The organism is Kitasatospora sp. NPDC059827 (assembly GCF_042731675.1).
Classification (GTDB): Bacteria; Actinomycetota; Actinomycetes; order Streptomycetales; family Streptomycetaceae; genus Kitasatospora.
In genome coordinates this window covers 1-13575 of record NZ_JBHWIV010000060.1, presented here as the reverse complement: position 1 = coordinate 13575, position 13575 = coordinate 1, and the positions used below count along the sequence as shown (strand labels likewise).

At 72.7% G+C, this 13575-nt stretch carries 13 protein-coding genes; 3 read left to right on the top strand and 10 right to left on the bottom strand.

Features of this window, described 5'->3' with window-relative positions:
* Positions 1-596: 596 nt before the first annotated feature.
* From ACFV8H_RS29580 to hutU, 5 genes are all read right to left on the bottom strand, one after another.
* Positions 597-995: a transposase gene (locus tag ACFV8H_RS29580; protein WP_380405995.1), complete on the bottom strand. Its 399-nt coding sequence runs from the start codon at positions 993-995 to the stop codon at positions 597-599.
* Positions 996-1119: 124 nt separating this feature from the next.
* A complete protein-coding gene (gene hutI, locus ACFV8H_RS29575) occupies positions 1120-2295 on the bottom strand; it encodes an imidazolonepropionase (RefSeq protein ID WP_380405992.1) in 1176 nt (391 codons plus the stop codon).
* Positions 2296-2327: 32 nt separating this feature from the next.
* Positions 2328-3689 (bottom strand): formimidoylglutamate deiminase, encoded by a 1362-nt coding sequence (locus tag ACFV8H_RS29570; RefSeq protein WP_380405989.1) that lies wholly within the window; start codon positions 3687-3689, stop codon positions 2328-2330.
* Entirely contained in the window at positions 3680-4861 is a 1182-nt protein-coding gene (locus ACFV8H_RS29565; protein ID WP_375894818.1) for an allantoate amidohydrolase, read from the bottom strand. The genes ACFV8H_RS29570 and ACFV8H_RS29565 overlap by 10 nt, the downstream gene beginning before the upstream one ends.
* A gap of 17 nt (positions 4862-4878) precedes the next feature.
* Entirely contained in the window at positions 4879-6549 is a 1671-nt protein-coding gene (gene hutU, locus ACFV8H_RS29560) for a urocanate hydratase (RefSeq protein WP_380405986.1), read from the bottom strand.
* Between the two features lie 182 nt (positions 6550-6731).
* On the opposite strand from hutU, the gene ACFV8H_RS29555 reads away from it, so the two are divergent.
* A complete protein-coding gene (locus ACFV8H_RS29555; RefSeq protein WP_380405984.1) occupies positions 6732-7304 on the top strand; it encodes a Uma2 family endonuclease in 573 nt (190 codons plus the stop codon).
* 1 nt (position 7305) lies between these two features.
* On the opposite strand, the gene ACFV8H_RS29550 is transcribed toward ACFV8H_RS29555, so the two are convergent.
* Positions 7306-7626 (bottom strand): hypothetical protein, encoded by a 321-nt coding sequence (locus ACFV8H_RS29550; protein WP_380405982.1) that lies wholly within the window; start codon positions 7624-7626, stop codon positions 7306-7308.
* Between the two features lie 139 nt (positions 7627-7765).
* On the bottom strand, positions 7766-8635 hold the full coding sequence (locus ACFV8H_RS29545) for a MurR/RpiR family transcriptional regulator (protein WP_360239715.1): 870 nt from the start codon (positions 8633-8635) through the stop codon (positions 7766-7768).
* Between the two features lie 251 nt (positions 8636-8886).
* On the opposite strand from ACFV8H_RS29545, the gene ACFV8H_RS29540 reads away from it, so the two are divergent.
* Positions 8887-9321 (top strand): hypothetical protein, encoded by a 435-nt coding sequence (locus ACFV8H_RS29540; protein WP_380405980.1) that lies wholly within the window; start codon positions 8887-8889, stop codon positions 9319-9321.
* Positions 9322-9349: 28 nt separating this feature from the next.
* Here the strand turns inward: ACFV8H_RS29540 and hutH are convergent, their stop codons facing one another.
* Together hutH and ACFV8H_RS29530 are read right to left on the bottom strand one after the other, a co-directional pair.
* Entirely contained in the window at positions 9350-10933 is a 1584-nt protein-coding gene (hutH, locus tag ACFV8H_RS29535) for a histidine ammonia-lyase (protein WP_380405977.1), read from the bottom strand.
* A gap of 121 nt (positions 10934-11054) precedes the next feature.
* Entirely contained in the window at positions 11055-12251 is a 1197-nt protein-coding gene (locus ACFV8H_RS29530) for a macrolide family glycosyltransferase (protein WP_380405975.1), read from the bottom strand.
* 102 nt (positions 12252-12353) lie between these two features.
* Here ACFV8H_RS29530 and ACFV8H_RS29525 point away from each other — a divergent pair, with 102 nt between their 5' ends.
* Positions 12354-12962 carry a TetR/AcrR family transcriptional regulator gene (locus ACFV8H_RS29525; RefSeq protein WP_380405972.1) on the top strand — a complete coding sequence of 203 codons (609 nt, stop codon included), beginning with the start codon at positions 12354-12356 and terminating at the stop codon, positions 12960-12962.
* On the opposite strand, the gene ACFV8H_RS29520 is transcribed toward ACFV8H_RS29525, so the two are convergent.
* Complete coding sequence (locus ACFV8H_RS29520; protein ID WP_380405969.1) at positions 12937-13287, bottom strand: hypothetical protein; 351 nt, start codon at positions 13285-13287, stop codon at positions 12937-12939. The two genes, ACFV8H_RS29525 and ACFV8H_RS29520, sit on opposite strands and share 26 nt — an antisense overlap.
* Positions 13288-13575: the final 288 nt, after the last annotated feature.

The following is a 13575-nucleotide window of genomic DNA, read 5'->3' as shown; positions in this document are numbered from 1 at the left end:
GCCCAGCTTCTCATGGGACAGTAGCGATGCGACCTTGGTTCCGGCCGCCCCTCGGCAACGGCAGAGGCATCGCGTGCGCAGGATCGCCGAGGGTGCCCACTCCGGTCGGGTCCCCCGACAGCTGTCGAGTTGCAGGGGCGGGCAGGTTCGGTCAAACCCGCTCGTACGGACCTGTGCATGGCGATGGTGGCGAGCGGTACGGGCTTGACGGGTTCCGTTCGCCCCGGGGAATCGGGCCCGAACGAACGGCGGGCAACTGTCCTCTGTGACCTGGCAACGCCGGGCCGGACAGCCTGTCCTGGGGCGTCTTGACCAACCAACCGCCACCTCGGTCCTTGCGCCGCTAGGAGTCGTCTTCAAAGATCAGATCCGGAGCACGATTGAGGCGATGGTGACGGCGGCTTGGTAGGACTTGCTGGTCTTGCCGTAGCGGGTGGCCAGGCCCCGCCATTGATTGAGGCAGTTGAAGCAGGGTTCGACGACGTTGCGGAGCCGGTAGACGTCACGGTCGAACAGGGCGGCCTCGAGGCGGGTGCAGTCATTGGTGTTGCCGCCCGACAGGACGAAACCGAGTTGGCGGCCGCGCCCGTCGCAGGTCAGGTGGAGTGTGGTGCCCAGGTCTCCGCAGGGTCGGCCGAGGGCGTGATCACCCGCTTCGTCCCGATCAGGTACCCCTTTCTGCCGCCTGGGGTGTGCTGGTGGGCCTGCACGATGATGGAGTCGACCGACACCAGCCAGTCGATGTCCCCGGCCGTGTCCTTCTCAGCCGGGATCGCGTGGAGCATCCGAGAGAGCGTGCCGTCCAGCGCCCACCCGCGGAAACGCGTGTACAAGGTCTGCCAGGAGCCATAGCGCTCCGGCACGTCCCGCCAGGACGTGCCGGTCCGCAGCTTCCACACGATCCCGTTCAGCACCAGCCGGTCGTCCGAGCGCGGACGACCGGCCACCCTCGAAGTAGGCAGGAATCGTGACAGCACAGCCCACTCGGCGTCCAAGAGCTCATGATGACGCACTATGACGAACATGATCCATCATCACTTGATCAGCATTGAAGACGGGCCCTAACGCAGAGCCCCCGCGCCCGCCACCCCGGGGGCGCGGGGGCCGTCTACAGGTTTCCTAGACCTCGCGGACGCCCGCGCGCCAGACCGCGGCCGTCAGCGGCACGCCCGGGCGGTAGGCCAGGTGGACGTGCGAGGGCGCGTCCAGCAGCAGCAGGTCCGCCCGCGAGCCGACCGCGACCGTCCCCACGTCCGTCCGCCGCAGGGCGTGGGCGCCACCGGCCGTGGCCGCCCACACCGCCTCGTCCGGGGTCATGCCCATCTCCCGCACCGCGACCGCGATGCAGAACGCCATCGAACTCGTAAAACTCGACCCCGGGTTGCAGTCCGTGGACAGCGCCACCACCGCCCCCGCGTCCAACAGCCGCCGCCCGCTCGGGTACTCGGCCCGCGTGGAGAACTCCGCCCCCGGCAGCAGCGTCGCGACCGTCGCCGACCCGGCCAGCGCCGCCACGTCCTCGTCCGTCAAATGCGTGCAGTGATCAGCCGACGCAGCCCCCAGCTCCACCGCGAGCTGCACGCCCGGCCCGTACGTGAGCTGGTTGGCGTGCACCCGAGGCGTGAGGCCCTTCTCGATCCCCGCCGTGAGCACTGCCCGCGCCTGGTCGCCGTCGAAGGCGCCCTTCTCGCAGAACACGTCCACCCAACGGGCGTGCGGCGCACAGGCGTCGAGCATCTCCCCCGTCACCAGCTCGACGTACCCGGCCGGGTCCTCGGCGTACTCGGGGGCCACGATGTGCGCGCCCAGGTACGTCGTCTCCGGCGTGTGGGCGGCCGCGATCCGCAGAGCCCGGGCCTCGTCCTCGACCGTCAGCCCGTAGCCGGACTTGCACTCGATGGTGGTGGTGCCCTGGCGCAGCGCCTCCCGGACGAACCCGGCCAGGTTGGCGTCCAGTTCGGCGTCCGAAGCCGCCCTGGTGGCCGCCACCGTCGTCCGGATACCCCCGGCCGAGTACGCCTGCCCGGACATCCGGGCGTTGAACTCGGCGGTCCGGTCCCCCGCGAACACCAGGTGGGCGTGCGAGTCGACGAAGCCGGGCAGCAGCGCCCGGCCCTCGGCGTCGAAGCGCTCGTCCGCCGCCGGGGCCTGCGCGGCCGGGCCGACCCACGCAACCATGCCGCCGTCGATGACCACGGCCGCATCGCTCAGCAGGCCGAGCGGCCCGCCGCCCTGCCCGGGGTCGTTGGTGACCAGGCTGCCGATGCCCGTGATCAAGGTGGTCCTGGTGCTCAAGACAACGCCTTCCTAAGGGGATTGAAACGGGCTCAGTAGTCCAGCGCGCCGATGGCAGCCCGCAGCGCCCCCGGCACGTCGGCCACCAGCTGGTGCACGCCGTCCCGGACGACGTGCCGCCCGCCGACGACCAGGTGCCGGACGTCCGCCGCCGAGGCCGCGAACACCGCGATCTCGGCGCCCAGCCGCGCAGGCGGCCCGGCCGTCCGCACCGAGTCCAGCGCGATCGCCGTGAAGTCGGCGAGCGCCCCGGCCTCGATCCTCCCCGCCTCGGGCCAGCCGAGCGAGGCGTGGCCGTCCTCCCCACCCGCCCGCAGCAGCCCGTTTGCCGTCCAGTGGCCGCGCGTCCGCGTCCGCAGCCGCTCGTCCAGCTCCAGCGCCCGGGCCTCCTCCCACGGGTCGATCACCGCGTGGCTGTCGCTGCCCAGGGAGATCGGGCTGCCCGCCGAGGCGAGCCGGCGGGCCGGGCCGATGCCGTCGGCGAGGTCCCGCTCGGTGGTGGGGCACATGCAGACGGTCGTCCCCGAGTCCGCGAGGAGCTCGACGTCCTCGTCGGTGAGGTGGGTGGCGTGCACGGCCGAGGTGCGCGGGCCGAGCGCGCCGTGGTCGGCGAGCAGCCGGGTCGGGGTGACGCCGTGCGCGGCGAGGCAGGCGTCGTTCTCGGCGGTCTGCTCGGACAGGTGGACGTGCAGCGGCGCCTGGCGCATCGCCGACCAGTGCGCGACGGTGCCCAACTGCTCGGCCGGGACGGCCCGGACGGAGTGGATGGCGGCCCCGATTCGGGCGTGCTCACGCGGCTTGAGCGCGTCCGCGCGGGCGGCCCAGGCCTCGGCGTCGCCGTCGCTGAACCGCAGCTGCGGGTGGGTGGGCTCGGCCCCGAAGCCGGCCGACAGGTAGCAGGTGTCCAGCAGGGTGATCCGGATGCCGGCCCGGCCCGCCGCCTCGATCAGCGCCTCGCCCATCGCGTTCGGGTCGGTGTAGCGGGCGCCGCCGGGCGCGTGGTGCAGGTAGTGGAACTCGCCGACGGCGCTGATCCCGGCGAGCGCCATCTCGGCGTAGACGGCGGTGGCGAGCGCCAGGTAGCTGTCCGGGTCGAGCGCGCCAGCGAACCGGTACATGGTGTCGCGCCAGGTCCAGAAGGTCCCGGAGCCGACCTGGACGTGCCCGCGCAGCGCCCGGTGGAAGGCGTGCGAGTGGGCGTTGGCCTGGCCGGGCAGCAGCAGTCCGTCGAGCCGGACGGCGCCGGGCGGGCAGGGCCCGCTGTCCGGCTCCACCCGAGCGATCCGCCCGTCGGCGCCGACCACGATCAGCACGTCCGGCTCGACCACCGGCCCGTTGTGGTGCGGCAGCCAGGCGTGCTCCGCCCAGTAGCTGACCGAAGGGGTCACTGACACGCCAGGTCCTCCAGTACGTCGGCGAGGGCGGAGACCCCGGCCAGGCAGTCGGCCTCCTCGGCGTGCTCGGCCGGGGAGTGCGAGACCCCGGTGGGGTTGCGCACGAACAGCATGGCGGTCGGGATCGCGGACGCCAGGATCCCGGCGTCGTGTCCCGCGCCGGTGGGCAGCACCGGGGCTTCGAGCAGCTTGGCGAGCCGGTCGCGCAGCGGGCCGTCGAAGTCCACCACGGGGGTGTACGACTCGCGGGTCAGCTCGACCCGGACGCCGTCGCGCTCACCGCGCTCGGCGGCCGCCCGCTCGATCTCGGCGACCAGCTCGGTCAGCGTCCGCTCGTCGGCGGCCCGGGAGTCCAGCCAGCCGCGCACCAGCGAGGCGATCGCGTTGGTGCCGTTGGGCTCCACCGCGACCTTGCCGAAGGTGGCCAGCGCGCCCGCCAGCTTCGCCTTCTTGCGGGCGGCGAGCACGGTGTTGGCGTACGTCAGCATCGGGTCGCGGCGGTCCTCGATCCGGGTGGTGCCCGCGTGGTTGGCCTCGCCGTGGAAGTCGAAGCGCCAGCGGCCGTGCGGCCAGATCGCCCCGGCCACGCCGACCGGCTGCTCCTCGGTGAGGTAGCGGCCCTGCTCGACGTGGAGTTCGACGAAGGCGCCGATCCGGGACAGCCGTTCCTCGTCCGCGCCGATCGCGGTCGGGTCGTAGCCGGCCTTCTCCATCGCGTCGGGCAGGCGCAGGCCGTCGGCGTCGCGCAGCTCGTACGCGGCCCTGCGGGACAGCAGCCCGGCGGTCAGCCGGGAGCCGATGCAGGCCACGCCGAACCGGGCGCCCTCCTCGTCACCGAAGTTGACGATCGCCAGCGGCTTGGTGAACTCCGCTCCCCTGGCGCGCAGTTCGTCCAGCGCGGCGAAGGAGGAGACCACCCCGAGCGGGCCGTCGTAGGCGCCGCCGTCCGGGACGGAGTCCAGGTGCGAGCCGGTGACGACCGCGCCCTGGCCGTGCGGGTCGCCCAGCCAGGCCCACTGGTTGCCGTTGCGGTCCAGCTCGTACGTCAGGCCGCGGTCGCGGGCCTGCTGCTCGAACCAGGCGCGGCACTCGGCGTCGGCGGAGTTCCAGGCGAAGCGGCGGTAGCCGCCGGAGGCGGCGGAGCGGCCCACGGGGAGCAGCTCCGCCCACATCTCGTTGAACGTAGAGGTCACAGTTCACCCATGGGAACGCGCACGCCACGCTCGTCGGCGACCTCGACGGCACGGTCGTAGCCGGCGTCCACGTGCCGGATGACGCCCATGCCCGGGTCGTTGGTGAGGACCCGGCGGATCTTCTCGCCCGCGAGCGCCGTACCGTCGGCCACGGTGACCTGGCCGGCGTGGATCGAGCGGCCGATGCCGACGCCGCCGCCGTGGTGGATGGACACCCAGGAGGCGCCGGAGGCGACGTTGACCATGGCATTGAGCAGCGGCCAGTCGGCGATCGCGTCCGAGCCGTCCAGCATCGCCTCGGTCTCGCGGTACGGGGAGGCCACCGAACCGCAGTCCAGGTGGTCGCGGCCGATCACGATCGGCGCGGACAGCTCGCCGGAGGCCACCATGTCGTTGAAGCGCTCGCCGGCCTTGTCGCGCTCGCCGTAGCCGAGCCAACAGATGCGCGCGGGCAGGCCCTGGAAGTGCACCTTCTCCTGGGCCAGCTTGATCCAGCGGGCCAGCGACTCGTTCTCCGGGAAGAGGTCGAGGACGGCCTTGTCGGTCTTGTGGATGTCCTGCGGGTCACCGGACAGGGCCGCCCAGCGGAACGGGCCCTTGCCCTCGCAGAACAGCGGGCGGATGTACGCCGGGACGAAGCCGGGGAAGGCGAAGGCGCGGTCGTAGCCGGCCAGCTGGGCCTCGCCGCGGATCGAGTTGCCGTAGTCGAAGACCTCGGCGCCGCGGTCCAGGAAGCCGACCATGGCCTCGACGTGGGCGGCCATCGACTCGCGCGAGCGCTGGGTGAACTCGGCGGGCTTGGCGGCCGCGTAGTCGGCCATGTCGTCGAAGGCGACGCCGACCGGCAGGTAGCTCAGCGGGTCGTGGGCGCTGGTCTGGTCGGTGACGATGTCGATCGGGGCGTCCATCGCGAGCAGCTGCGGGAAGAGCTCGGCGGCGTTGCCCAGCAGGCCGATGGAGAGCGGCTGCTTCTTGTCGCGGGCGGCGGTGGCGAGCTCCAGCGCGTGGCCCAGGTCCTTGGCCTCGACGTCCAGGTAGCGATGCTCGATCCGGCGGGAGATCCGGGACGGGTCGCAGTCGATGCAGATCGCCACGCCGCCGTTCATGGTGACGGCCAGCGGCTGGGCGCCACCCATCCCGCCGAGGCCGGCGGTGAGGGTGATGGTGCCTTCCAGGCTGCCGTTGAAGCGCTTGTTGGCGACGGCGGCGAAGGTCTCGTAGGTGCCCTGGAGGATGCCCTGGGTGCCGATGTAGATCCAGGAGCCGGCGGTCATCTGGCCGTACATGGTGAGCCCGAGGCTCTCCAGCCGGCGGAACTCCTCCCAGTTGGCCCAGTCGCCGACCAGGTTGGAGTTGGCGATGAGCACGCGCGGCGCCCACTCGTGGGTCTGCATGACGCCGACCGGCCGCCCGGACTGGACCAGCATGGTCTCGTCCTGCTTGAGCCCCTGCAGCGTCCTCACCATGGCGTCGAAGGAGCGCCAGTCCCGCGCGGCCTTTCCGGTGCCGCCGTACACCACCAGCTTCGACGGGTGCTCGGCCACCTCGGGGTCGAGGTTGTTCATGAGCATCCGCAGGGCAGCCTCCTGCTGCCACCCCTGCGTCGTGAGCCCCGTCCCGCGCGCCGCACGCACCTCGCGCGGCCCGCTCGTCTGCTGCTGCACCATGTCCCGGCCTCCCTGCGGATGGATTCATTCAAGTTCTGCTCGACTGAATATAACTAGACAACCGGCTTTCGACCAGACCCCGAAACAATCCGATCAGCAACGGCACCGGCCGACTTGGCGCGCTAGCCTGAACCCGGGCGAACACCAGCCACTCGGCCCAGTACCAGGGAGCGGAGGACACGATGACGGCCATCAGCGTGCGGCCCGGCAGACTCCGGGACGTGGCGGAGGAGATCGAGCGCAGCACCGGACTTCGCGTCCAGATCATCGGAGGAACCCTGGTGATGTCCCCGACTCCTCGCGGCAAGCACGCAGGGACCACCAAGCGCCTATCCCGCCAACTCGACGCCGGACTCCCCGAAAGCCTGGGCGCCTACGAGGTCTCGTCGATCACCATGCCCGACAATGCGGAGGACTACGCCACACCCGACCTCGTCGTCCTGCCCCGCGACTGGGAGGACGACGACGAGTGGCTGGCCGACCCGCACGACGTCGAGCTCGCCATCGAGGTCATCTCCACCTCTGAGCGAGTCAGTCTCATCACAGCCAAAACCAGCTGGTACGCGATCGCGGGTGTACCGGTCCTGCTCGCGGTTGACCCCCGCAAGGGCACCTGGACCCTCCGTACGCACCCTCGCGACGGCGAGTACCAGGGCGTCCTGCACGGCAAGTACGGCGAGCCCGTCCCGCTGCCCGCTCCGCTGCCCGCCGAGCTGGACACCTCTGATCTGCCGCTCTACGCCCCCCGCGCCTGATTCACGCCGCCTCGTCGCCGTCCCAGTCGATGCCGATCTCGGCGAGCCAGCGGCGGTCGGCGGCGTCGGGGGCGGGCGGGGTCGGTGGGCGGGGGATGTTCTGGACCGGGCCGAGGCCGTACTTCTCGGCGGCCGCCGACGCACGGGCGTCGGGTTCGATGACGCCGACGTGCACGGCGGACTCGTCGCCCGGGTCGAGGACGGTCAGTTCGGGTTCGGGCAGGCGCCGCAGGGTGACGCGGCGTCCGCAGGCGGGGCAGGACCATTCGTCGGAGCCCGAGGCAAGGCGGGCGACGAACTTCATCTCGTGGATCACGCGCATGGGCGGCACCCCCTGCACTAGGGGATGCCCGGCTTCGTGACGAGTAGTCCTTCGGCCGTTGTTTCCGGGCCGGGCCCACTCAGGCCGGGCCCACTCCGGGCCGGGCCTACTCCAGGCCGGGCCTACTCCAGGCCGGGCCCTACTCCAAGAAGAGGCCCCGGGCCGCCGCGGACTGCTCGATCGCCTCCAACCTGGCCTCCGCCCCCGGGAGTTCGTCGCACATGCTCTGCAGCAGCACCCGGCCGAGCATCATCGGCGCGCAGGCGGTGTCGAAGACCAGCCCGGTGCCGACGGCGGCCGGCAGCATCAGGTCGGAGAGCTTGGCGACCGGCGAGAAGGCGCTGTCCGCGACGGTGAGCACGGTCAGCCCGCAGTCCCGGGCGACCACCAGGGCGTCCATCAACTCCCGCGGGTAGCGCGGCAGCGCGAAGCAGAGCAGCGCGGTGGCTCCCGCCGCGGTGGCCTGTTCCAGCCGGTCGGCGAGCATGCTGCCGCCTTCGTCCAGCAGCCGGATGTCCGGGTGGACCTTGGCCGCGAAGTACGCGAAGCCGCGCGCCTGGGCCGAGGCGGCCCGCAGGCCGAGCACCGGCAGCGGGCGGGAGGCGGCGAGCAGCCGGGCGGCCCGGGTGATCGGTTCGGGGTCGGCGAGCAGCTCGGCGAGGTGGCGCAGGTGGGCGATCTCGGCGAGGACGGCCTGCTGGTGCTCGTTGCGCACCGCGTCGTCCGGGGTCTCGGGCGCGGCGGGCTCGCCGGCGCCGAGTTCGCGCAGCTGCTTGCGCAGTGCCGGGTAGCCGTCGTACCCGAGGGCGACGGCGAAGCGGGTGACGGAGGGCTGGCTGACCCCGGCGAGTTCGGCGACCTCGACGCTGGACAGGAACGGGGCCTCGTTGGCGTGCCGGACCAGCGAGTGGGCGATCCGCCGCTGGGTGGGGGTCAGCCGGTGGCCCTCGAACAGCTGGAGCAGCCGGGCGGAGGGACCGACGGTGCCGGCCTCGTCGGTGGCGGTCATCAGCGGTACCTCCGGATGCGTGCGGTTCGGACGACGACTGTGCAGCAGAGTGCCGCCGCTGGCAAAGACGTCTCGTACGACGGGACGCTTCATGAGACGTCCCACGGTTCGGACGTCGTGCCGGACAGAAGGCACCGAAGAGCGGACGTTCCGGGTGCGGCCTCGGGGTAACCCTGATTTCTCCCTGAGCCCGCCCGGATTCCCCCCGCGAACGGATGGACCGGGCCCGGCGGTGGCGCCACGCTACTGGCATGGACACTCGCCAGGACGAACTGCGGCGCGACCTCGACGCCACCCTCCAGGCCCGCAAGGAACTCGGCAAGGAGTACGAGGACGAGCTCCTCGACTCCTTCATGAAGCGCCTCGACGCCCGCCTGGACGCCCGGGTGGAGCGCTCGGTGGCCGCGCGGCTGGACGACTACGAGCCGTCCCACCACCGGGACCGGCACCACGGCCGCCCCCACCGCGGCTGGTCCTCCAACCGGTCCGGCAACAAGCTCGCGGTGGTCTCGCTGGCCCTGGGCATCCCGCTGACCGCGATCGCGAGCAACCCGGCCGGCGGCGGCTTCGCCGGACTGCTGGCCTGCTGGGCGGGCATCGTCGGGGTCAACTTCGCCGCCGCGCTGGGCAACCGCCGCGACCGCGACGAGCGGAACGACCGCCGGTCGCGGAACGACTGGGACTGAGCCCCAGCCGTCCCGCACCGCTGCCGTCTCAGGCCAGCGGCCCGGTGACCCGCTCCACCGCCCGCACCAGGTCCCCGGAGGCGACCAGCGCGGCGGCGGCCTCCAGGTCCGGCGAGAGGAAGCGGTCCCGGCCCGCCCCGCCGACCCCCGCCTCGCGGGCGGCGGCCATCGCGGCCGCGGTGGCCGGGGCGATCCGGCCGGCCGTGTCGGCCTGCTGACGGATCTCCAGCGCGCGGGCCGAGGCGGTCAGCTCGACGGCGAGGATCCGGCCGAGGTTGTCGACGGCCTGGCGCAGCTTGCGGGCGGCCGACCAGCCCATCGACACGTGGTCCTCCTGCATCGCGGAGGACGGGATCGAGTCGACCGAGGCCGGGACGGCGAGCCGCTTGTTCTCGCTGACCAGCGCCGCCTGGGTGTACTGGGCGATCATCAGGCCGGAGTCCACGCCGGGGTCGTCGGCCAGGAAGGCCGGCAGGCCGTGCGAGCGGGCCTTGTCGAGCAGCCGGTCGGTGCGGCGCTCGGAGATCGAGCCGAGGTCGGCGGCGGCGATGGCGAGGAAGTCCAGCACGTAGGCGACCGGTGCGCCGTGGAAGTTGCCGTTGGACTCCACCCGGCCGTCCGGCAGCACCACCGGGTTGTCCACCGAGGCGGCGAGCTCGCGCGAGGCGACCAGCTGGGCGTGCGCCAGGGTGTCCCGGCCGGCCCCGGCGACCTGCGGGGCGCAGCGGATCGAGTAGGCGTCCTGGACGCGCGGCGCGTCGTCCTGGTGATGGCCGGTGAGGCCGGAGTCCTTGAGCACGGCGAGCATGTTGGCGGCGCTGAGCGCCTGGCCCGGGTGCGGGCGGATCGGGGCGTGCAGCTCGGGGGCGAGCACCTTGTCGGTGCCGAGCAGCGCCTCCAGGCTCATCGCGGCGGTGATGTCGGCGGTGGTGAACAGCCGCTGGAGGTCGGCGATGGCCATCACCAGCATGCCGAGCATGCCGTCGGTGCCGTTGATGAGGGCCAGGCCCTCCTTCTCCAGCAGCTCGACCGGCTCGATCCCGGCGGCGGCGAGCAGTTCGGCGACCGGCTTCTCCTCGCCGTCCGGGCCGGTGGCGGTGCCCTCGCCCATCAGCACCAGGGCACAGTGCGACAGCGGCGCGAGGTCACCGGAGCAGCCGAGCGAGCCGAACTCCCGCACGACCGGGGTGATGCCCGCATTCAGCAGGGCGGCCATGGTCTGGGCGACCAGCGGCCGGACGCCGGTACGGCCGGAGGCCAGGGTCTTCATCCGCAGGAACATCAGCGCGCGGACCACCTCGCGCTCGACGGCCGGGCCCATCCCGGCGGCGTGCGAGCGCACCAGCGAGCGCTGCAGCTGGGCGCGCAGCTCGGGGCTGATGTGCCGGACGGCGAGAGCGCCGAAGCCGGTCGACACGCCGTAGACGGGGCGCGGTTCGGCCGCGAGGGCGTCGATCCGGGCGCGGGCGACCGCCATCTCGGCGAGCGCGTCGGGGCCGATCTCGACCCGGGCGTTGCCCCGGGCGACGGCCAGTACGTCCTCCGCACTGACGTCGGCCTTGCCGACCTGGACCAGCGGAGCGTCGGGGGCCACAGCACTGTGCATATCCATATACACAATCACACCAGGTGAATGAAGATATGACAACAGCTGCTCGCCATCCGGATTCTCCGCTGTGCGGATTCTCCGCCGCCCGGATCCGGACCGCACGCCCGGGGCACCCCCGCCCGCCCTACCCCTTCAACTCGGCCTCGATCAGGTCCACCGCCCGCGCCGTACCGCCCTCGGCCCGACCCGCGGCGGCCAGCACCGCCAGCCGCTCCCCCACCGCCGGATCCCCGACCAGCTCCAGCAACGCGCCCCGCAGCGCCGCCGCGGTGGCCGCCCCCGTATCCAGCCGACGGGCGACACCGAGCCCCTCCAACGCGTCCGCGTTGGCGAACTGGTCGACGGCCTGCGGCACCGCGATCATCGGCACGGCATGGAACAGCCCCTCACTGGAGCCGCCCATCCCCGCGTGGGTGACGAAGGCGTCCGCCTGGGCGAGCACCGACAGTTGCGGCACCCACCGGTGCACCTCCACGGCGTCCGGCACGTCCCCCAACTCCGCCAGGTCGGTGTGCTTGCCGATCTGGAGCACCACGTGCCAGCCCGGCAGGTCGCCGAAGGCCTCGACGCAGGCCCGGTAGAAGGCCGGCCGATCGGTGAAGGCCGAGCCCAGCGAGACCAGCAGCACCTTCTCGGCGTCCGCCGGGCGCTCCCACCGCCCCTGGTGGGAGCGGTCGCCGAAGCAGGGGCCGACGAAGTCGAACCGGCGCCCGTCGACCCGGTCCGCATGGGGCTGGAGCGCGCGCGGGACGAGCGCGACACACCGCTCCGGGCGGTTCTTGAAGGCCTCCACGTCGCGCTCCACCGCGCCGGCCCCGGCCAGCCACGCCCCGAACCGGCGGTAGTGCTCGGAACCGCCGGGGCCGTTGCGGATCGCCTCGAAGACCTCGGCCAGGTCCTCCTCCACGCCGTCCCAGCCGACGAAGCTGGAGGACAGCTGCACCACCGGCACGCCCAGCCGCTCACCGAGCGCCCGCCCGGCGAAGCCCGCGATGTCGTAGAGCACCAGGTCGGGCCGGTCGCCCTCGAAGTTCTCCAGCAGTACGGACCACATCGACAGCGCGTCGTCCAGGAACACGTCCTGGATCGCCACCGGGTCCGCCGGCCAGCCGGCCGGGTCGTCGGCGAGCGGCAGCGCACTCGGATAGGGGACGAACACCGCGCCGGTGGACTCGACGACCTCCCGGAAGGACGGGTCGTTGACGTAGCTGACCCGGTGGCCCCGGGCGACCAGTTCGGCGATCACCGCGAGGCCGGGATTGACGTGCCCGTGCGCCGGGACGGAGACCATCAGGATGTGTGCGGGGCGGGGGCGGGTCATGAGAACCTCCGGGAACGGCGAATGAGACGAGACGGACCGTCTCGCCATCGGGCATGGCAAGACGATACGTCTCGTCTAGCCATTGCGCATAGACTTTTCCCCATGGCCTCCAGAACCGCCCCCGACCCCGCCCGCCGCAGCGAGCGCTCCCGCGCCGCCGTCCTCGCCGCCGCCACCGAACTCATCGCCGAGATCGGCTACGGCAAGCTGACCATCGAGGCGATCGCCGCCCGGGCCGGGGTCGGCAAACAGACCATCTACCGGTGGTGGCCCTCGAAGGGAGCCGTCGTCTTCGACGCCTTCCTCGCCGCCAACCAGCACGAGGGCGGCCTGGCGCTCCCCGACACCGGCGACCTCGCCGCCGACCTACGGGCCGTCCTGCGCCCCACCAGCGACGAACTCACCGACCCGGGCACCGACCGCACCTACCGCGCCATCATCGCCGAGATCCTCAACGACCCGGCGCTGCACGCCGAGTACCGCACCCGGCTGCTGGACCCGCTGCTGGAGGTCACCCGCGACCGCTTCCGCACCGCCCGCGAGGCCGGCCAACTCGCCCCCGACGCCGACCTCGACCTCGCCGTCGAACTGCTCTACGGCCCGATCTACTACCGCTGGCAGTACCGGATCGGCCCGCTCACCCACGAGCACGCCGACCGCCTGGTCGACGCCGCCCTACGGGCCCTCAACCCGCCTGCCGCCGACGCCTGAGCGCGTACACCAGCAGCACCACGACCAGCAGCACCCCCAGCGCGGCGAGGGCGAACCAGCCGAACAGCGCGTCGAGCGCCCGGCCGACCACACTGCGCCGGGCCTTGCGCTTGTGCCGCGCAACGGCGGAGTGCTCGGTGATCTGGTGCGCCCTCAACCCGGTCCGCACCGAGTGCACCCGCCCGGGGCCCGTTCCCCCCACCCCCGCCGACGCCGACGCCGTCGGCCGCACCACCGGCACCGCCGAGGCCGGACCGGCCACCGCCACCCCGCCCCCGAACACCAGCACCCCGGCCACCGCCGCGCCCACCAGCCGTCCGCCCACCGCCGCCCCCACTCCCGTTCAACCCCCGCCACCCTCCCACCACCCCACCCCACCCCGGCACCCCACCCCCCGGCCTGCAACCCACCCACAACACCCCGGTCACCGAACCGGCACACACCCCCACACCCCCGCACCCCCGCACAGCACCCACCCCCCTCCCCCACCCACCCACAGCAACCACCCCCCTCCCCCTCACCCGACCAAGGCGAGAGGGACGCGCTGCGGGAGGGGGCGGTGGAGGGGGTGGGTGCGGAGAGCGGCGTAACGGGTGATTTTCAGACCGCCCAC